The following is a 17,981-nucleotide window of genomic DNA, read 5'->3' on the forward strand; positions in this document are numbered from 1 at the left end:
TTTCAGACAGGGCGCAACGGATCGGCAACGATTCTCTGCTGCGGCCGGAATGAAAGGACATGGTCCGGGATAACGCGGCATTTTCCGCATTCCGGTTCCGACACGGGACCGTTCTCAGGATTGAGACAGATGAAGTTCAAGGTATTTGGTGCGCTCGGTCTGGCACTCGTTCTTGCAGCCTGCTCCAATGGCAACACCAACAAGGGCGACAGCTCGGGTACGGGTGCTGCAACGCAGGAAGCCGGTCCGACGCCGGGAAGCGAAGCAGATCTGGTCGCAAATGTTGGCGATCGTGTATTTTACGAGCTGAACCAGTCTCAGCTTTCTGAAGAAGCACGCGCAACGCTGGACAAGCAGGCCGCATGGCTTGCCAAGTATCCGCAGGTCAGCATCCAGCTGGCTGGCAACTGCGATGACCGTGGCACGGAAGAGTACAATATTGCTCTTGGCCAGCGTCGTGCGAATGCGGCCCGCGACTATCTGGTCGCCAAGGGCGTGAGTGCTTCGCGCATCACCACCATTTCCTACGGCAAGGACCGTCCGACCGCTGATGGCGACGATGAGTCCTCCTGGGCGCAGAACCGTAACGCGATCACCTCGGTTCGCTGAACCCGGGTCTTTGTCGTCCGACGGACTGACAGTGTGAACGGTCGGGGGAGTTTATCCTCCGGCCGTTTTCTGTTTTATGACTGCGTACGAGGCCGTGCTCGCCGGTGACTGCGACGCTGTATCAGGAGATGTCCCTATGGTGCCGTTCCGCTCTGTCCGCGTCGTTCTGCTTGGAACTGCGCTGTCTGCGTTTCTTCCTGTCATGCCGGTTCTGGCGCAGGACGCGGGAGATGGGCAGATTTCTTCGCGTGAAGCCATTGAGCTTCAGGATCAGATTGCGGCACTTCGCCAGCAACTGAACACCGTGCAGAACAATGCGCCACTGGCGGCTCCCAGTGCGAAAGGTGGCGGATCATCATCTCAGGGTTCTGATGGGAATCTGACGGCGCAGCTTCTGGAACGCGTCTCCGCACTGGAAGAGCAGAATCGTCAGATGCGGGGGGAGCTTGACCAGTTGAACAATCAGGTCAAGGCCAATCAGGAAAACGTCTCCAAACAGATTTCGGACATGCAGTTCGCGGTTGGAGCAGGTGGCGCCGGGGCGTCTGCCGGTGCAGCGGCGGCTTCTACCGCCCGGCCTGCCGCAGCAGCAGAGAAGCCTGCGGAGAATGCGGCATCTTCTCAGCCGAAGTCCGCTCTTGAGGCTATTAAACTCGGGAACGCGGCGCTTCGGAGCGGGCATTATGAAGATGCCGAGGGAGACGCACGGATTGCGGTCAAGACAGCCAAAAGCGTTCCTGGCCGGATGGACGCCCAGTTTCTTCTGGCGCAGTCCCTGGCAGGGCAGAAGCAGTATCGCCAGTCAGCCGTTGCATATTATGATGCCTATTCGAAATCTCCGAAATCTCTGAAAGCGCAGGACTCCCTGCTGGGTGTGGCGGCCTCCATGCTGGCGCTCGGAGACAAGGATGCCGCCTGTCAGGCGCTGGACAAGCTCAAGAGTGAGTTTCCGACGCCGGCTGCCCGCGTGAAAACGGCATCCGCAACGTTCCGGACACGCGCTGCCTGTCACTGATCGCACCGTCCGGCATGGCTGAACCGGTTGGAGAGGCAGAGTTTGCGAGTCTGATGGCGCCGCTGGGACCGTGGTTGCCGGATGTGGCTGAAGCGCCAGTGGGGCTCGCCGTTTCGGGAGGCGGGGACTCCATGGCGCTGGCCTGGCTGGCGCGGCGCTGGCGGCGGCATGTGGTGGCGTTTGTCGTGGATCATGCGCTGCGGGCCAGTTCGGCGGAGGAAGCGCGTCTGACGGTCGCGCGTCTGGAGGCGCTGGGGATCAGGGCGCGGCTTCTGACGCTGGATGCCTTTCCTGCCGGGCGGATGCAGGAGCGGGCCCGGGAGGCTCGGTTCGCGGCTCTGGAACAGGCCTGTGTCCAGGAGGGATGTCTGGATCTGCTGGTTGCCCATCATGCACATGATCAGGATGAAACGGTGTGGATGCGTTGCGAAGGGGGAAGTACGCCTCTGGGCCTGATCGGCATGGCATCAGCGGCAATCCGGGGGCGCCTTCGGCTGGTGCGGCCGCTTCTTTCTCTTGCGCCTGAGCGTCTGCGTGCAACGCTGCGGGCCCATGATGTTTCCTGGATCGAGGACCCGTCCAATCTGAACCGGCGTTTCGAGCGCGTCCGCTGGCGTCAGGACCTGACGGAGCGGCAGCGCATCGATGGGCGCTCCCTTCGGGAAGAAGCGGTACGGTTTCGGCGGGAGCATGATGTTGTGCTGGCGAAACTGCTGGCGAATCATGCGCGCTGGCATCCGGCGGGGTGGATTTTTCTGAGCGAGGAAGGGATGGTGCCAAAGGCTCTGGCACCGCTGATCCGGCTTGTCGGAGGCGCGGTTTATCGCCCGGGGCGACAGCAGGTGGAGGCGCTCTGCCGCCGTGGCGTCGGGACACTGGGGGGCGTGACGGTGCGGGCCGGAGGGCGGTTTGGCCGAGGGGTCTGTCTGGTACGTGAAGAGCAGGCCGTGCAGGGCAGCATTCCGGCGGCAGTTGATGTCCTGTGGGACAGGCGGTGGCGGTTTATTGGCAAATCTGTCCCGACCGGAAGCAGGGTTTCTGCACTGGGAGACGGAGCTTCTGGTTTGGATGCGCGCGGGCTTGGACTGCCGATGGCGGCGTTGCGGGTTCTGCCGGCGCTGTGGCTTGGAACTGAGGTCGTGGGTTGGCCCGCTCTGGCGGGGCAGGGTGAAGAAACCCTTTTCTGCTGGGCAGGTGGCGTACCTGTGACTGGTGAAACGGGCGATGGATTGTAAAAAACGCATGGAAATGCGTTTTCATGGCATGAATGGGGTAGGAACGTGGGCGGGACCGCCTATGTTAGAAGTCAACACAGAATGTGACCGGTCGGCCTGTCGTGAGGGGAAAGCCCGCGCTGCATCTGACGGACAGTCTGAAGGACGACAGAGAACGAGATGAACAATTTAGGCCGTAATGTTGCGATCTGGGTGGTCATCATCATGGTCGGAATGGCAGTGTTGACCGCCTTCCAGCCCGGTGGCGGTCAACATGCAGCCCAGCAGATCGCCTACTCCGATTTCATCCATGATGTGGATCAGCATCAGGTCCGCTCTGTGACGATTCAGGAGCAGAACGTTTCCGGGACACTGACCAATGGCACGTCCTTCGAGACCTATTCTCCGCTCGATCCGACGCTGCCGTCGCGCCTGACTTCGGCTGGAGTGGAAGTGACGGCCAAGCCGCAGGACAGTGGTGAAAGCCCGATCCTGCGGTATGTGGGTGCCTATCTTCCGGTTCTGTTGCTGGTCGGACTGTGCTTCATGGTCTTCCGCCAGATGCAGGCAGGTGGTGGCCGGGCCATGGGCTTCGGCAAGTCGCGCGCGCGTCTGCTGACGGAAAAGACCGGGCGCGTCACGTTCGAAGATGTGGCGGGTATCGATGAGGCGAAATCCGAACTTCAGGAGATTGTGGAGTTCCTGCGTGATCCGCAGAAATTCACCCGTCTCGGCGGAAAGATTCCCAAGGGTGCGCTTCTGGTTGGTCCTCCGGGTACGGGTAAGACGCTGCTGGCCCGCGCCATTGCGGGTGAGGCCAATGTTCCGTTCTTCACGATCTCCGGTTCGGACTTTGTGGAAATGTTCGTCGGTGTCGGCGCGTCCCGCGTGCGTGACATGTTTGAGCAGGGCAAGAAATCCGCGCCCTGCATCATTTTCATCGACGAAATCGACGCCGTGGGCCGCCATCGTGGTGCCGGTCTGGGAGGCGGAAACGATGAGCGCGAGCAGACCCTGAACCAGATGCTGGTCGAGATGGATGGCTTTGAAAGCAATGAGGGCGTGATCCTGATTGCGGCGACCAACCGTCCCGATGTTCTGGATCCGGCCCTTTTGCGTCCCGGTCGTTTCGATCGTCAGGTCGTGGTGCCGAATCCGGATGTGTCCGGTCGTGAAAAGATCCTGCGTGTGCATATGCGCAAGGTTCCGTTGTCTTCCGACGTGGATCCGAAGGTAATTGCCCGTGGTACGCCCGGGTTCTCGGGTGCCGATCTTTCCAACCTCGTGAACGAGGCCGCTCTGATGGCCGCGCGTCAGGGGCGGCGGACAGTGGGCATGGCACAGTTCGAGGAGGCAAAGGACAAGGTCATGATGGGGGCGGAGCGTCGCTCCATGGTCATGACCGAAGACGAAAAGCGCTCGACCGCTTATCATGAATCCGGTCATGCCATCTGCGCCCTGTTCACGCCGGGCAGTGATCCGATCCACAAGGCAACGATCGTGCCGCGTGGCCGGGCACTGGGTCTAGTGATGACGCTGCCGGAGAAGGATAATATCTCCTACAGCCGGAAATGGTGTCTGGCCCGTCTGGTCATCGCTATGGGTGGCCGTGTGGCGGAAGAAATCGTTTTCGGGCCGGATGAAGTCAGCGCCGGTGCTTCCGGTGACATCAAGAGCGCGACCGATCTGGCGCGCCGGATGATTACCGAATGGGGCATGAGCAACAAGCTTGGCATGATTGCTTACGGGGATAACGGTCAGGAAGTGTTCCTTGGTCATTCCGTGACCCAGAACAAGAACATTTCCGAAGATACGGCCCGCGAGATCGACAAGGAAGTGAAGGAACTGATCGATACGGCCTACAAGCAGGCTCATGATCTCCTGACCGAGCATCTTGACGATCTGCACCGTCTGACCGCCGCCATGCTCGAATATGAGACTCTGACGGGTGAAGAAGTCGGCAAGGTCATTCGGGGCGAGGCCATCGAGCGCGCTTCGGATGATGAACAGATGCCAGACAACCGTCGGGCTTCCGTTCCTACCACGCGTCCCGGAGCATTTGATCCGGCTCCGCAGGCGGGTTAATCAGGCATCCAATCGCACCGTGGGGCGCGTCATTGAGGGGTATTTTCTCCTCTGTGCCGCGCCTTTTTTATTCGCTATTGAGACAGGCAGGATTTCACGACGATGGCCAGCAAAAGGGCTCTGTTCGGAACCGATGGGATCAGGGGCCAGGCCAATACCGCCCCCATGACAGTGGAGGTTGCCCAGCGGCTGGGACAGGCTGCCGGACTGTATTTCATGCGGAGCCCGAACCGGCGGCACAGTGTTGTGCTGGGCAAGGACACCCGTCTGTCCGGTTACATGATCGAATGTGCGCTGGTGGCTGGGTTCCTGTCGGCCGGGATGGATGTCATTCTTGTCGGACCACTACCGACACCGGCTATTGCCATGCTGACCCATTCCCTGCGGGCCGATCTGGGCGTTATGGTGTCTGCGTCGCATAATCCTTTTACCGATAACGGGATCAAACTGTTCGGGCCTGATGGGTTCAAGCTTTCTGATAGTGTGGAAGGGGAAATCGAGGCGCTGATGGGACAGGATCTGTCAGCCCGTCTGGCCTCACCTGCCGAAATTGGCCGTGCCTCACGTCTGACGGATGCCGCAGGGCGGTATATTGAAAATGCCAAGGCGTCCTTTCCGCGCGGACTGCGTCTGGACGGACTGAAGATCGTGATCGACTGCGCGAATGGTTCAGCCTATCGCGTTGCGCCGACCGCCTTGTGGGAACTGGGTGCCGAAGTCATCAAAATTGGCTGTTCGCCAGATGGATTGAACATCAACGACGGTGTCGGATCGATGCATCCTGAAACGCTATGCGCGGCAGTACGGGAACATGGAGCCGATTTCGGGATTGCACTGGACGGGGATGCGGATCGCGTTCTGATTTCGGATGAGAACGGTGAACTGGTCGATGGAGATCAGCTGATTGGACTGATCGCCAAATTCTGGAAACAGCATGGCCGTCTGCGCGGAAAGACTGTCGTAGCGACGGTCATGTCCAACATGGGGCTGGAAAAGGCTCTGGCGGAAGAGGGGCTTGAGCTCCAGCGGACAGGGGTCGGGGATCGCTACGTAGTGGAACGTATGCGCGAGATTGGTGCCAACCTTGGGGGTGAACAGTCGGGGCACATGGTGCTTTCCGACTATGCCACGACTGGGGATGGGCTTCTGGCTGCGTTGCAGGTACTGGCTGTTTCAGTGGAAACAAAGAGGCCGGCCAGCGAGATCTGCAAGGTTTTCAAATCCTATCCGCAACTCCTCAAGAATGTCCGGTATTCCGGGATCAACCCGATGAACAGCCCCGCGCTTCCTGCTGTGCGCTCCTGGGCCGAGGAACGTCTGGCCGGACGTGGTCGTCTGCTGCTCCGGGCCAGCGGCACCGAACCCCTGATTCGCGTCATGGTTGAGGCAGAGGATGAAGCAGTGGTCCATGAAATCGTGGACCATGTCTGTGAAGAGATCCGCAAGATCGCGGCGCAGTAAGGGCAGAAGAGCTTCTGCCTTTTACATGGCGCTCACGACCTGTTGGGCTGTGTGGTCCTGTTTCGTGGCAACGATGGCGGCCAGATCCGGAAGGGTCTCGTCGCGCAGGATATAACCACGGCCCCAGACGGTTGCGATCAGATTACCTGCACCGACCTGCTGAAGTTTGCGGCGCAGTTTGCAGATGAAAACATCGATGATCTTCATTTCCGGCTCATCGATGCCGCCGTAAAGGTGGTTGAGGAAAGCGTCCTTTGTCAGGACAGAGCCTTTCCGGATCACCAGCAGTTCAAGAATGGCATATTCCTTCCCTGTCAGATGCAGGGGTTTGCCATCGACGGTGACGTTCTTTCCATTCAGGTCCAGTTCCAGACCGCCGACGCGCAGGCGCGGTTCAGCGAAGCCGCGGGAGCGGCGCATGACGGCCTGAAGCCGTGCGATCAGCTCCCCTGTGTCATAGGGTTTGGTCAGATAGTCATCGGCGCCGGTTGCAAAAGCGCGAATCTTGGCCTGCGGGCGCAGCAGGGCCGAGAGCACCAGAACCGGTGTCATGATCCGGGCGCCCCGAATGCGGCGGATGACGTCATACCCTTCAACATCGTTCAGCATCAGTTCCAGAACCACGACGTCGTAGTCGTAATGACGGAGCATTTCGATGGCTTCCTCACCGGAAGGTGTGTGATCCACCGTGAATGCCACATTGCGCAGCGTCTGGGCGAGGGCGGCAGAGGCATTCAGATCACTGTCGACAAGAAGGATACGCATTCTTCAACTCCCGGATTGGTGAAGAGATGGTTACTACCCAAGGTTGTTATTGTCGACGGATGTAAATCAAAAAACGTAAATTTCTCATTATTTTTCTACCTTGAGTAGCATCTTAAGGATTCCTTATTCCTTTGGGGATAGCCTTGGAGGTATGAACGATTCTGCGGAAATTCCTTCTGGAAAGCCTATTTTTCCCGAGTTTTCGGCTATTTATGAATGGCTTGAGACGGTAGAGCTCATTGGTGCCTGCGGCACGGTCAAGGATGTGACCGGTCTGTGTGTGACTGTGGCGGGGCTGAACGGGCTTGTTTCTATGGGAGATCGAATCAGACTTGAAGCGCGGGACGGCCGTTCCATACAATCCGAGGTTGTGGGATTTTATCAGTCCCAGGCGCGTGTCATGGCATTCGGTTCGCTGGAAGGCATTGGCCCGGGGTGCAGGGGACGGATTTCCCTGCGTGATCCGGGAGGGGGGCTGAGCGTAACCGACAACTGGCTGGGACGTGTGGTGGACCCTTTGGGCAAGCCGATTGATGGAAAAGGGCATTTGGTGCCCGGATATCGCAGGCAATCGGTACGCAACGCCCCTCCCAATGCTGGGGAGCGTGCCCGTCTGGGCGAACGGATTGATCTTGGCGTCAGGGCGCTGGATGCGTTCACGACCTGCCGCCGGGGACAGCGGCTTGGCCTGTTCGCTGGGTCAGGTGTGGGCAAGTCAACGCTCCTGTCCATGCTCGCCCGGGGAGCGGGATGCGATGTTGCCGTGATCGGGCTGGTAGGTGAACGTGGGCGCGAAGTCCGGGAGTTTATCGAGGATGATCTAGGCGCTGATGGTCTGGCCCGGAGTGTCCTGGTCATCGCGACATCCGATTCGCCACCGCTGATGCGGCGGGAAGCGGCATTGGCGGCCATGACGATTGCCGAATATTTTCGGGATCAGGGAAAGTCCGTTCTTCTGCTGATGGATAGCGTGACCCGTTTCTGCATGGCGCAGCGCGAGATCGGACTGTCAGCCGGCGAGCCGCCGGCAACGCGCGGATATCCGCCGTCCGTTTTTGCCGAACTGCCCAGACTTCTGGAACGGGCAGGCCCAGGCGAGGTCGGGCAGGGCATGATCACCGCCCTGTTCACGGTGCTGGTGGAAGGTGATGATCAGAACGAACCGGTTGCGGATGCGGTCCGTGGGATTCTGGACGGTCATGTCGTTCTGGACCGCAGGATCGGCGAGCAGGGACGTTATCCGGCGATTGATGTGTTGCGCTCCCTCTCGCGGGCGGTGCCGGGATGCAATTCACCCGAGGAAAATGACGTTACGCGCCGGGCCCGCGCCGTGATGGCCATCTATCAGCGTATGGCGGACATGATCCGGCTCGGGGCATACAAGGCGGGGACAGATCATGAGGTGGATGAGGCGATTCGTCTCATGCCGTTGCTGGATGCCTTTCTGACCCAGGGCCGAAACGAGCGCACAACCTGTGCGGAAGCCTTCGCCCGCCTGACCGATATCATGAAGACGGCGCAGTGAACCCTCAGGGAGAGACCAAATGATGGAACAGTCCCCACTGGAGACGTTGATGACCCTGCGCCAGCATGAACTGGACTCTGTGGAGGCAACCTTCGGAAAAGCGGTGGCGCGTGAGGCCGAGGCTGAAAAAGCACTGGCGCAGGCGCAGTGGAAGATTCTCTCGGAGCAGGCCTGTGCGTCGGATGCCCAGGCAGATGATGAGGCTGTGGAAGCTTTCAGCCGCTGGCTGCCGCTGGGTCGGAAGGCTGTTGCCGAGGCGCAGGAACGATGCCATCAGGCGGCGCTGGACCGGGAAACGGTTCGTGGTGCGCTTCTGGAGGCGCGGGCGGCGCTTGAGACGGTTCAGACCCTTCGGGATGAGCGCAGGGAGGAAGCCCGCCAGTCCGGTCTCCGGAAAGAACAGGCGGCTCTGGACGATCTGGCGTTACGTCGGGCGGACCTGCCCTGAAGGGCCTGCCCGCAGGGTGTCGGCAATCTGCGTGGCAGTTCCGATGAGAGCGCAGGCCACGGGGTGGGTGCTGTCCCGCACGAAAGCGAGGATCAGGGTCCCATCGCTGGAGAACAGGTCGCTTTTCATGCTGATGACCGGCGTGGTCATGCCCTCTTTTCCCGCAGCTTCGGCTGCATGAGCCATGATGCGGGTCACGGCTTTCTCAAGGGCGGGCAGAACCGCCGCAGGTGAAGATGCGCTGTCAGTCGCATGGGTGGCGAGGAGGTCATTCCAGCCTTCGCGCGTGATGAAAACCGGGACGCCGTCAGGCGGCGTGTCACGTTCGGCGCGGAGGATCTGTCCGGACTGGGCGAGACCAACGATATCGACGGAAGGAAGGGAGGCCGGTTCGAGTGTGACTGACATTCGGGCTTTCGCGGATTGGGACGGATGGGAGGAAAACCCTTTCCGGCACGTGTGTGCCAGAAAGGGAAAGAATCAGTGTGGCGGGCTGCCCATGGCCTGCATCAGGGCGCTGACCTGATCGGGATGGGCTTTGAAAAGCGCCACATTGGCAGGATTGGGGCTGGGCATGCCCTGCGGGAGCTGCTGGCCATTGCTGGCGGCCAGTGTCATGCCGAAGGCCGTCACACCCATGACGAAAGTCGCAGGTGTGAAGCCATGCTGCTGAAGGATCGGGGTGAGGCCTGGAACCTGCCCGACGCGGGCGATCGTCTGTTCCAGTGTTGCGCCCTGCGAATTGGGGGGCTGGATATTGCTGGCCTGAAGCGCGGACAGCGTGGCAGCGGCGCGGGGCATGAAATCCGGTGGCAGCGTGTAATGCATGGCCCGTTCGATATCTGCGCGGGCCTGCGGCGAAAGCTGCTGCTGTTGCTGGGGCTGCTGTGCCGGGTATGACTGCGTGCCGGGCTGACCGTCAACCTGCGTCTGGCTGGGATAGCCCTGATATCCTTGGGCCTGCGCTGCGAGCGGCGCGAGAGCTGCGGCGAGCAGGAGGGCGTACAGCCCGGATTTTCCATAACGTTGCATCATGCTTTCACCCATTCACCAGCCCGCATCAGCGGTGTTTTCTGACCATCCTTGATGCCATCAAGGTCGATCCTGTCTGAACCGATCATCCAGTCGATGTGGATAAGCGATGTATTGGCGCCACGCTCCAGAAGCTGCTCCGGCGTCAGGCCCTCGATGTCAAACAGGCATTTCGTATAGGCCTGTCCGAGGGCGATGTGGCTGGACGCGTTCTCATCGAAGAGGGTGTTGCGATAAAGGATGCCGCTGGCTGAGATCGGAGAAGAGTGCGGTACAAGAGCAACCTCGCCGATGCGGCGCGCACCTTCGTCAGTATCGAGGATGCGATTGAGGACGTCCTCGCCTTGCGAGGCATGGGCTTCCACGATGCGACCGGCTTCAAAACGGACGGAAATCTCGTCGATCAGGGTGCCCTGATGGAACAGTGGCTTGGTGCTGCATACATGGCCATCAACGCGGGCGCGATGCGGGGTGGTGAAGATCTCTTCCGTCGGAATGTTTGGATTGCAGACGATTCCGTTGCCGGCCTCTTCCGAACCGCCCGCCCAGGCATGGCCATCCGCGAGCCCGACCGTCAGATCCGTGCCGGGGCCAGTGAAATGCAGGGCGTCAAAGCGGCTTTCATTCATGTATTTCGCACGGGCATGCAGGCGTGCGTTATGCGCTTTCCACTCGCCAACGGGATCAGCCACATCAACGCGTGAGGATTTGAAAATGCCGTTCCACAGGGCTTCGAGGGCCTCTGCTTCGGACAGGTCTGGAAAGACCTGTCTGGCCCAGGCCGGTGTGGCGCAGGCGATGATGTTCCAGTTCACGGCAAACTGCGTGATGAGTTCCATGGCCGGGCGGTTTGCCGCCGAGCTGGCGCGGTTGGCGCGGGCGATACGGGCGGGGTCCTGTCCCTTGAGAAGAGTCGGGTCGGAGCCCGTAATGGCCATGCGGGCCGCGCCTTCGCGGAAGGCCCGGGCCATGCCGTCGGCAAGCCAGGTGGGCGCCGTATCGAAGGCGTCATCCGGAGCATGGATATAGCGGGCGAGGGTTGCCTCCCCGTCGGCGTACAGAGTTGTCACGAGGGAGGCGCCGGCGCGGTAGGCATGTTCGGTCACGCGCCGGACGAGCGGAGCGGCTTCGAGCGGAGCGGTAATTAGGAGCTGCTGCCCGTGAGCCAGGTTCAGGCCGGTGCGGACGGCGACTTCACCCAGTCGGTCCAGAAGCTGTTCATGCGTAAAAGAGGATGAAGCGGACACGTCTGTCTCTCTCGCAGTGGAAATATGAGGGATATGGTGGTCGCTGCCGTCCGGAAGTGCAAGTACAGCCCGCTTTTGTGCAGCTGCACGCCGGTTCTCATGTCTGTGGGATGGGACGAGGACGGGCTTCCGGGAAATGGCAGGAGACAGAAACGCAGCCGGAAGCGGCGCCGCGCTGTGTTCTGTGCGGTCGGTCGATCCCGTCTCATGCGCGTTCTTCCCGTCACCATCTGAAGCCGAAGCTGAAAGGCGGCGGCCAGGGTGAGACGGTGCTGTTGCACCAGGTCTGCCATGCCACCATTCACGCCCATTTCAGCGAGACTGAGCTGGCACGCAGGCTGACCGAACCCGAAGCATTGCGGCGCGAGCCGGTTCTGGCGGCATTCATTGAATGGGTTCGCGACAAGCCGGATGATTTCCATGTCCGGACGCATGGCGTGACTTGAACGTTCAGGGGGGGTACGCTGCGCCCCATGCAACCCGGACTTCATGTTTTCGCCGATGAAGGGCAGCCTGACCAGCGCCCGTTCGATGTCGCCGTGGTCATGCCCAGCCTTCTCCGTCCCACTCTTGTTCGGGCTCTGCGATCCGTTTTTGCCCAGACGGGTGACCTGCGAGTGCAGGTCATGATCGGTGTGGACTGCCTGCCATCCGGAGATGGGGCGCCAGAGGATGTGGATGCGCTGATCGTGGAGGCCTGTGCCAGTCGGCCGCCGGGATGGGTGGTAGAGGTTCTCTGGCCGGGATACTCGACCTCCCAGCGGCATGGCGGCTTTGGCCGTGCCATGGATGGCGGAGTACTGCGCAGTGTGCTGAGCCAGCTTTCGAATGCGCCGCGCGTGGCCTATCTGGATGATGACAACTGGTGGTCTTCCGATCACCTTTCATCGCTGTTGCAGGCCATCGACGGGGAGGACTGGGCTTGGTCGGGGCGATGGTTCATACATCCGCAGACGATGAAGCCGATCTGTGAGGATCTGTGGGAGTCCGTCGGGATCGGAGGCGGTGTCTTCCGGGAGCGGTTCGGAGGTTTCGTGGACCCGAACTGCCTTATGATCGACCGCGTGCGTATTCCGGAGGTGCTGGATCTGTGGAACCGTCCCCTGCCGGGGGATGAAAGCCAGATGAGCGCTGACCGGTCCGTCTTCAATCTGCTGAAGGGACGACCAGGGCGTCCGACCGGTCAGTATTCAGCCTGGTATGTGGTGCGCGAGACGGATGGAATGCATCCGTTCCGCCTGCGCGCCATGGGGGAGGCATGGGAAAAGGCCGGTCAGGGCGACTGACGTTACTGACGGACCATTTTCCCGGGTGCCCTGTCACGTCCGTTGGTTCCCGTTCTCCGGTTACATGGACCGGATGGTGTTGCGGCGCGGGCGCCGCTGACGCTCGGTTTCCTGCCGAGGTGTGCGGCTGGTGGCGCGTGCAGCCTTCTCTCGCGCGGCTTCCCGCAGTTCGGTCTCAAGCTCGCGGATACGCTTCTGGATGCTCTCCTTCAGGGCCGGAGAGGTGTGTGCCTTCATCGTCGCGATGGTTTCCTTCAGATCACGGAGCTGCTTCTCCTTTTCCGAATGGTTGCGGCGGATAGGCTGATTGTCGGACATCTGTCCGTGGAATGCGCGCATGGTCTACGGTTATCCTTCATGGCACTTCGGAAACCTCCCGCACAGGCTGACCGGCGGTCCGGGCATGGGGGGATGGGGCGCATGACTGCACCCGTCTGGCCTCCGAAGGGTTCATGACTATGGGGCGGTCTCAGGGCCGCCCGGTTGATTTCAGGATCGGGGTACGAGGATATCTTGCAGGGCGTCTGTCAGGCGTGTGCAGGCCTCGTCGGTTCCGATCGTCACGCGCAGCCAGTTCTGGATGCGCGGGGTGGAAAGATGCCGGACCAGGATCGAGCGGTCGCGCAGGGCGGCGGCAAGAGGTCCGGCCGGTTGCGTCGAATGACGCATGAGAATGAAATTGGCACAGGATGGCAGGACTTGGAAGCCGAGATTTTCCAGAGCAGGTACAAGCCGTTCGCGACTGGTGATCACGCGGGACGTTATTTCTGACAGCCAGCCCGTATCCTGAATGGCGGCGATGGCGCCAGCCTGTGCGGGGCGGGACAGGGGATAAGAATTGAAACTGTCCTTCACCCGGACAAGCCCTTCTATCAGTTCCAGAGAACCGATGGCGAAACCCACGCGCAGCCCTGCCAGCGCATAGGATTTCGAGAGCGTCTGGACGACCAGGAGATTGTCATGACGGTGTGTGAGAGCGATGGCCGACTCGGCACCAAAATCCACATAGGCCTCGTCGATGATGACAGTGCGGTCCGGGTGACGCTTAAGCAGCGTTTCGATCTTCGCGAGAGGAAGAGCGATGCCGGTATTGGCGTTCGGATTGGCGATGACAATGCCGCCGCAGGGACCGTCATAATCGTCGATTTCGATCTCAAAGCGGTCATTCAGCGGAATGAAGCGGAAAGGCTGATCGAAGAGGCTACAGTAAACGGGATAGAACCCATAAGTGACGTCTGAATACAGGACCGGTTCGTCATCATGGAACAGGGCACGGAAAGCATGGGCCAGCACTTCATCCGAGCCGTTTCCGACGAAAACATGCGCAGCAGACGTCCCGAAGCGCTCCGCGATGGCGGTGCGCAGGTCCATGGCTGTCGGGTCCGGATAGAGCCGCAGATCATCATTCGCGCTGTCGCGGATGGCCTGAAGAACGTTAGGGCTGGGAGCGTAGGGAGATTCGTTCGTATTGAGCTTCAGGAGATTCGCAATCCGAGGCTGTTCGCCCGGGATGTAGGGGTGAAGATCCTGAACACGACGGTTCCAGAAGCGGCTCATGCAGAAAAGAGCCCTGGCATGTGCTGACGGGTGGCGAGATCGCGCGCCGAGACGCTGTCCGCGTCCTTCATGTCAGGATTGGCACCGGCGGCGAGAAGCTGCTTCGCCATATCTTCGCGGTTGAACATGATGGCAAACATCAGCGGTGTGCGCCCGGCATGGTTGGCATGATCGACCTGTGCGCCATGGGCGATCAGGAGGGTCGCGATGTCAGTCAGGCCCTTGAACGCCACGCCGGAGAGGGCGGTCGCGCCCTTGAGATCCGTGGCTTCCGTATTCGCGCCCCGTTCGAGGAGAAGACGCGTGGCCTCGATGTGTCCGTTATAGGTCGCGACGATCAGAGCGGTGTAGCCCCGGCTGTCTGGGGTGTCGATCGCCATGCCGGCGTCGAGGAACTGGGTCAGGAGGTCCGTGTCACCTTCGCGGGCGGCATCGATGAAAAGGGCAGTAATCTGATCGGATGTAAAATTGACGGTTTGGGCGCTCATGATGCTTTCCGCGAAAGGGGAGAGAAAAATAGCAATGACGGAAGACTAGCTTCTTGCTGGTGCGGGCGGAAGGGTGATGCTTTCGCCGTTCCGCAGGGGAGCGAAAGTCCGGGCATGGCCGTGCATGGCGATCTTCAGCCGGGACGGAGGCTCGAGGATGGCTTCGTCGGTTAGCTGGAACGTCCCGAAATGGATGGGCAGGCCCGTGGATGCCTGAAGGGTGTCGAATGCCATCAGGGCTTCTTCAGGGCACATGTGAACGCGGCGCATGATCTCGCGGGGGGCATAGGCGCCGATCGGGAGAATGGCGAGGTCCATGACGGGCCAGCGGCGGTGAATGGCATCAAAATGTCTGCCCCAGGCGGTGTCGCCCGCGAAGAAGACTGTCTGGCCTTCTGTCTCGACTACGAAGCCACCCCACAGGGCGCGGTTGGTGTCGAAGGGGGTGCGTGCGCTTCCGTGCAGGGCGGGTGTCGCCGTGATGCGGGCACTGTCCGTTTCCGTTCTGTCCCACCAGTCCAGTTCAATGATGCGGGCCAGGCTGGTTTTTTCAAGATGGCGCCGGTTGCCGGAGAGGGTGATGCAAAGGGGATCGTCCCGTCTGGCGAGGGCGCGCAGGGACGGGAAATCCATGTGGCCGTAATGGCAGTGCGAGACGAGTACGATGTCGATGCGGGGGAGGGTCTGGAGCAGGATGCCAGGCGGCCGCACACGACGGGGGCCGAAACTGCGGAAGGGGGAGCAGCGTTCCGAAAACACCGGGTCCGTTATGATACGGAGCGGTGCACGCCCCGCACGACCAAACTGGAGCAGGACGGTCGCATGACCGATGAACGTTGCAATGCATTCTTCCGGCTTCGGTTCCGGGAGGCTGAAGACCGGCTGGGGCGGCAGCGCGTCCGGCCAGCGCAGGCCGAGCATCCAGCGCAGGAGGTTCGCGCGGCGCTGGGCCGGTGTGCGGCCGGGAAGACTGGCATCCGGTCGCCAGGCGGGCGGGTTGAAGTAGCGACGGCCGTCGTGGTGCGGCGGGTTGTCATCAAGCACAAGCGCGTGTTTCACAATATGGTTTACCGATAAGCCATTGCTTCCGGCGTGACTTCGCGTCATGCCGGGGCTGCAGAAGGTACGGGGGAAATCACAAGTCTGCTCCCCCGTTCGTCACAAGCCGGAGACCCCATTCCGATGAGTACGCTTCCCGAACTTGCCATCAATACGATCCGTACCCTTTCGATGGAAGGCGTTGAACGTGCCAATTCCGGTCATCCGGGAACGGCCATGGCCCTTGCGCCCGCAATGTATGCCGTCTGGCAGCATGATCTGAAGTATGATCCGGCCGATCCTCTCTGGCCAGCCCGGGACCGTTTCGTCCTCTCCGTCGGTCATGCGTCCATGCTGCTCTATTCCACCCTGTTCCTAACGGGTGTGAAGGATGTGGAAAACGGCAGCGCCGTGGACCGGCCCGCCCTGACGGTCGAGGATCTTCAGAAATTCCGTCAGCTGGACTCCCGCACGCCGGGTCATCCGGAATACCGTTTTACCTCGGGTATCGAAACGACGACGGGGCCGCTGGGGCAGGGTTGCGGCAACTCCGTGGGTATGGCCATCGCACAGAAATGGCTGTCCACACATTACGACCGCCCGGGCTTCAAGCTGTTTGATTACCATGTGACGGTGTTCTGTGGGGATGGCGACATGATGGAAGGCGTGTCGTCCGAAGCGGCGTCCACGGCTGGCCATCTGGGGCTGGGGAACCTGACCTGGATCTATGATTCCAACCAGATTTCGATCGAAGGCTCCACCGACCTCGCCTTCACCGAGAACGTGGCCGGGCGCTTCGAGGCCTATAACTGGCATGTCCAGGTTCTGGATGATGCCAATGACGTCCAGGCCATCATAAAGGCACTGGAAGTCGCCCATTCCGTTACGGACCGTCCGAGCATGATCGTCCTCAAAACGGTCATCGGTTATGGCGCGCCCAAGAAGGCCGGAACGGCTTCCGCTCATGGTGAGCCTTTGGGTGCTGAGGAGATCAAGGGTGCGAAGAAGGCTTATGGCTGGCCTGAAGACGCACCGGATTTCTACGTTCCGGATGGCGTGAAAGAGCACTTTGCCGAAGGTCTGGGCAAGCGCGGCGCGGAAGCGCATGCGGAATGGCGTGAGCTGTTCTCTGCCTATCGGGCGGCGCATCCTGATCTTGCAGCCGAAATCGACGCCATTCTGGAGCACCGTCTGCCGGAGGGCTGGGACAAGGACATTCCGATCTTCGAAGCTGATGCCAAGGGCATCGCGTCCCGCGCCAGTTCGGGTCAGGTGCTGAATGCCGTTGCCAAGAACCTGCCGTGGATGATCGGTGGCTCCGCTGACCTGACGCCGTCCACGAAGACGGATATCAAGGGTGGCGGTTCGTTCCAGCCCGAGAAATGGAGCGGCACCTATGGTGGTCGCAACCTGCATTTCGGCGTTCGTGAACATGCCATGGGTTCGATCTGCAACGGTATCGCGCTGTCCGGTATCCGGGCCTACGGTTCGGGCTTCCTGATCTTCTCGGATTACATGAAGGCGCCGATCCGTCTGTCGGCCATCATGGAACTGCCTGTCCTGTATATCTTCACGCATGATTCCATCGGCGTGGGCGAAGACGGACCGACACATCAGCCGATCGAGCAGCTGGCACAGCTCCGCGCGACCCCAGGCCTCATGACGATCCGCCCGTCCGACGCCAATGAGGTGGCCGAGGCGTGGCGTACGCTCATTCCCATGACGCACAAGCCGGCCGTGCTCGTGCTCAGCCGCCAGAATCTCCCGACGATCGACCGTACGAAATATGCGGCGGCCTCCGGTCTGGCAAAGGGTGCCTACGTGCTGGCGAGCTGTGAGGGCAAGCCGGACGTGATCCTGATGGCGACGGGTTCGGAAGTGTCTCTCATCGTGGCGGCATACGAGAAGCTGACGGAGGAAGGCATCAAGGCCCGCGTGGTCTCAATGCCGAGCTTCGACCTCTTTGAAGAGCAGAGCCAGGAATACCGGGATTCCGTTCTGCCGCCGGATGTGATCGGCCGTGTAGCGGTTGAGCAGGCCGCGGCCTTTGGCTGGGACCGGTATGTCGGCCTTGGCGGCTCGATCATCGCCATGAACTCTTTCGGTGCGTCGGCTCCGGCTTCTGCCCTGCTGACGAAATTCGGCTTCACACCTGAGGCGGTTTACGACGCGGCCAAGCGCCAGTCCGCCCGCGGAAAATAATGGGAGAAC

18 protein-coding genes are annotated in these 17,981 nt (G+C 60.9%); 10 read left to right on the top strand and 8 right to left on the bottom strand.

The window, feature by feature from the left end; genetic code table 11:
* Positions 1–129: 129 nt before the first annotated feature.
* The 5 genes from pal (at position 130) to glmM (ending at position 6,384) form a co-directional block, all read left to right on the top strand.
* On the top strand, positions 130–609 hold the full coding sequence (gene pal / locus GMO_RS01760) for a peptidoglycan-associated lipoprotein Pal (RefSeq protein ID WP_040507348.1): 480 nt from the start codon (positions 130–132) through the stop codon (positions 607–609).
* Between the two features lie 136 nt (positions 610–745).
* Positions 746–1,624 carry a tetratricopeptide repeat protein gene (locus GMO_RS01765; protein WP_008850530.1) on the top strand — a complete coding sequence of 293 codons (879 nt, stop codon included), beginning with the start codon at positions 746–748 and terminating at the stop codon, positions 1,622–1,624.
* A 14-nt stretch (positions 1,625–1,638) separates the two neighbouring features.
* Positions 1,639–2,859 carry a tRNA lysidine(34) synthetase TilS gene (tilS, locus tag GMO_RS01770; protein WP_040507349.1) on the top strand — a complete coding sequence of 407 codons (1,221 nt, stop codon included), beginning with the start codon at positions 1,639–1,641 and terminating at the stop codon, positions 2,857–2,859.
* A 159-nt stretch (positions 2,860–3,018) separates the two neighbouring features.
* The gene (ftsH, locus tag GMO_RS01775) at positions 3,019–4,923 is read left to right on the top strand and encodes an ATP-dependent zinc metalloprotease FtsH (protein WP_040507350.1); all 1,905 of its coding nucleotides are present in this window, start codon (positions 3,019–3,021) and stop codon (positions 4,921–4,923) included.
* 102 nt (positions 4,924–5,025) lie between these two features.
* Entirely contained in the window at positions 5,026–6,384 is a 1,359-nt protein-coding gene (gene glmM / locus GMO_RS01780; protein WP_008850533.1) for a phosphoglucosamine mutase, read from the top strand.
* A gap of 21 nt (positions 6,385–6,405) precedes the next feature.
* On the opposite strand, the gene GMO_RS01785 is transcribed toward glmM, so the two are convergent.
* Positions 6,406–7,149, bottom strand: coding sequence for a response regulator transcription factor (locus GMO_RS01785; RefSeq protein ID WP_008850534.1), 744 nt, complete (start codon positions 7,147–7,149; stop codon positions 6,406–6,408).
* A gap of 151 nt (positions 7,150–7,300) precedes the next feature.
* Between GMO_RS01785 and fliI the strand changes: the two genes are divergently transcribed.
* Both fliI and GMO_RS01795 read left to right on the top strand, forming a co-directional pair.
* Complete coding sequence (gene fliI, locus GMO_RS01790) at positions 7,301–8,674, top strand: flagellar protein export ATPase FliI (RefSeq protein ID WP_008850535.1); 1,374 nt, start codon at positions 7,301–7,303, stop codon at positions 8,672–8,674.
* A 19-nt stretch (positions 8,675–8,693) separates the two neighbouring features.
* Complete coding sequence (locus GMO_RS01795; RefSeq protein ID WP_008850536.1) at positions 8,694–9,122, top strand: flagellar export protein FliJ; 429 nt, start codon at positions 8,694–8,696, stop codon at positions 9,120–9,122.
* On the opposite strand, the gene GMO_RS01800 is transcribed toward GMO_RS01795, so the two are convergent.
* The 3 genes from GMO_RS01800 to GMO_RS01810 form a co-directional block, all read right to left on the bottom strand.
* Complete coding sequence (locus tag GMO_RS01800) at positions 9,099–9,530, bottom strand: hypothetical protein (protein ID WP_008850537.1); 432 nt, start codon at positions 9,528–9,530, stop codon at positions 9,099–9,101. The two genes, GMO_RS01795 and GMO_RS01800, sit on opposite strands and share 24 nt — an antisense overlap.
* Before the next feature lie 72 nt (positions 9,531–9,602).
* Positions 9,603–10,169: a hypothetical protein gene (locus GMO_RS01805; RefSeq protein WP_008850538.1), complete on the bottom strand. Its 567-nt coding sequence runs from the start codon at positions 10,167–10,169 to the stop codon at positions 9,603–9,605.
* On the bottom strand, positions 10,154–11,401 hold the full coding sequence (locus tag GMO_RS01810) for an aminopeptidase (RefSeq protein ID WP_008850540.1): 1,248 nt from the start codon (positions 11,399–11,401) through the stop codon (positions 10,154–10,156). The genes GMO_RS01805 and GMO_RS01810 overlap by 16 nt, the downstream gene beginning before the upstream one ends.
* Here GMO_RS01810 and GMO_RS14600 point away from each other — a divergent pair.
* Together GMO_RS14600 and GMO_RS01820 are read left to right on the top strand one after the other, a co-directional pair.
* On the top strand, positions 11,389–11,847 hold the full coding sequence (locus GMO_RS14600; protein WP_008850539.1) for a hypothetical protein: 459 nt from the start codon (positions 11,389–11,391) through the stop codon (positions 11,845–11,847). The two genes, GMO_RS01810 and GMO_RS14600, sit on opposite strands and share 13 nt — an antisense overlap.
* Before the next feature lie 27 nt (positions 11,848–11,874).
* Complete coding sequence (locus tag GMO_RS01820; RefSeq protein ID WP_008850541.1) at positions 11,875–12,687, top strand: glycosyltransferase family protein; 813 nt, start codon at positions 11,875–11,877, stop codon at positions 12,685–12,687.
* Positions 12,688–12,747: 60 nt separating this feature from the next.
* Here the strand turns inward: GMO_RS01820 and GMO_RS01825 are convergent, their stop codons facing one another.
* The 4 genes from GMO_RS01825 to GMO_RS01840 form a co-directional block, all read right to left on the bottom strand.
* A complete protein-coding gene (locus GMO_RS01825; protein ID WP_008850542.1) occupies positions 12,748–13,026 on the bottom strand; it encodes a hypothetical protein in 279 nt (92 codons plus the stop codon).
* 150 nt (positions 13,027–13,176) lie between these two features.
* Positions 13,177–14,244 carry a pyridoxal phosphate-dependent aminotransferase gene (locus GMO_RS01830; protein WP_008850543.1) on the bottom strand — a complete coding sequence of 356 codons (1,068 nt, stop codon included), beginning with the start codon at positions 14,242–14,244 and terminating at the stop codon, positions 13,177–13,179.
* A complete protein-coding gene (locus GMO_RS01835; RefSeq protein WP_008850544.1) occupies positions 14,241–14,732 on the bottom strand; it encodes an ankyrin repeat domain-containing protein in 492 nt (163 codons plus the stop codon). Before GMO_RS01835 ends, GMO_RS01830 begins: the two co-directional genes overlap by 4 nt.
* Positions 14,733–14,777: 45 nt before the next feature.
* Positions 14,778–15,776 carry an MBL fold metallo-hydrolase gene (locus GMO_RS01840; protein ID WP_008850545.1) on the bottom strand — a complete coding sequence of 333 codons (999 nt, stop codon included), beginning with the start codon at positions 15,774–15,776 and terminating at the stop codon, positions 14,778–14,780.
* A 138-nt stretch (positions 15,777–15,914) separates the two neighbouring features.
* Between GMO_RS01840 and tkt the strand changes: the two genes are divergently transcribed.
* A complete protein-coding gene (tkt, locus tag GMO_RS01845; protein WP_040507352.1) occupies positions 15,915–17,972 on the top strand; it encodes a transketolase in 2,058 nt (685 codons plus the stop codon).
* The last annotated feature ends 9 nt before the right edge of the window (positions 17,973–17,981 follow it).

This window comes from Gluconobacter morbifer G707, assembly GCF_000234355.1.
GTDB lineage: Bacteria > Pseudomonadota > Alphaproteobacteria > Acetobacterales > Acetobacteraceae > Gluconobacter > Gluconobacter morbifer.

What these genes read in the sequence shown, in the direction of transcription:
- pal (WP_040507348.1), top strand. Translation starts at nt 130, where the DNA reads ATGAAGTTCAAGGTATTTGGTGCGCTCGGTCTGGCACTCGTTCTTGCA.
- GMO_RS01765 (WP_008850530.1), top strand. Translation starts at nt 746, where the DNA reads ATGGTGCCGTTCCGCTCTGTCCGCGTCGTTCTGCTTGGAACTGCGCTG.
- tilS (WP_040507349.1), top strand. Translation starts at nt 1,639, where the DNA reads ATGGCTGAACCGGTTGGAGAGGCAGAGTTTGCGAGTCTGATGGCGCCG.
- ftsH (WP_040507350.1), top strand. Translation starts at nt 3,019, where the DNA reads ATGAACAATTTAGGCCGTAATGTTGCGATCTGGGTGGTCATCATCATG.
- glmM (WP_008850533.1), top strand. Translation starts at nt 5,026, where the DNA reads ATGGCCAGCAAAAGGGCTCTGTTCGGAACCGATGGGATCAGGGGCCAG.
- GMO_RS01785 (WP_008850534.1), bottom strand. Translation starts at nt 7,149, where the DNA reads ATGCGTATCCTTCTTGTCGACAGTGATCTGAATGCCTCTGCCGCCCTC.
- fliI (WP_008850535.1), top strand. Translation starts at nt 7,301, where the DNA reads ATGAACGATTCTGCGGAAATTCCTTCTGGAAAGCCTATTTTTCCCGAG.
- GMO_RS01795 (WP_008850536.1), top strand. Translation starts at nt 8,694, where the DNA reads ATGATGGAACAGTCCCCACTGGAGACGTTGATGACCCTGCGCCAGCAT.
- GMO_RS01800 (WP_008850537.1), bottom strand. Translation starts at nt 9,530, where the DNA reads ATGTCAGTCACACTCGAACCGGCCTCCCTTCCTTCCGTCGATATCGTT.
- GMO_RS01805 (WP_008850538.1), bottom strand. Translation starts at nt 10,169, where the DNA reads ATGGGTGAAAGCATGATGCAACGTTATGGAAAATCCGGGCTGTACGCC.
- GMO_RS14600 (WP_008850539.1), top strand. Translation starts at nt 11,389, where the DNA reads ATGAAGCGGACACGTCTGTCTCTCTCGCAGTGGAAATATGAGGGATAT.
- GMO_RS01820 (WP_008850541.1), top strand. Translation starts at nt 11,875, where the DNA reads ATGCAACCCGGACTTCATGTTTTCGCCGATGAAGGGCAGCCTGACCAG.
- GMO_RS01825 (WP_008850542.1), bottom strand. Translation starts at nt 13,026, where the DNA reads ATGCGCGCATTCCACGGACAGATGTCCGACAATCAGCCTATCCGCCGC.
- GMO_RS01830 (WP_008850543.1), bottom strand. Translation starts at nt 14,244, where the DNA reads ATGAGCCGCTTCTGGAACCGTCGTGTTCAGGATCTTCACCCCTACATC.
- GMO_RS01835 (WP_008850544.1), bottom strand. Translation starts at nt 14,732, where the DNA reads ATGAGCGCCCAAACCGTCAATTTTACATCCGATCAGATTACTGCCCTT.
- tkt (WP_040507352.1), top strand. Translation starts at nt 15,915, where the DNA reads ATGAGTACGCTTCCCGAACTTGCCATCAATACGATCCGTACCCTTTCG.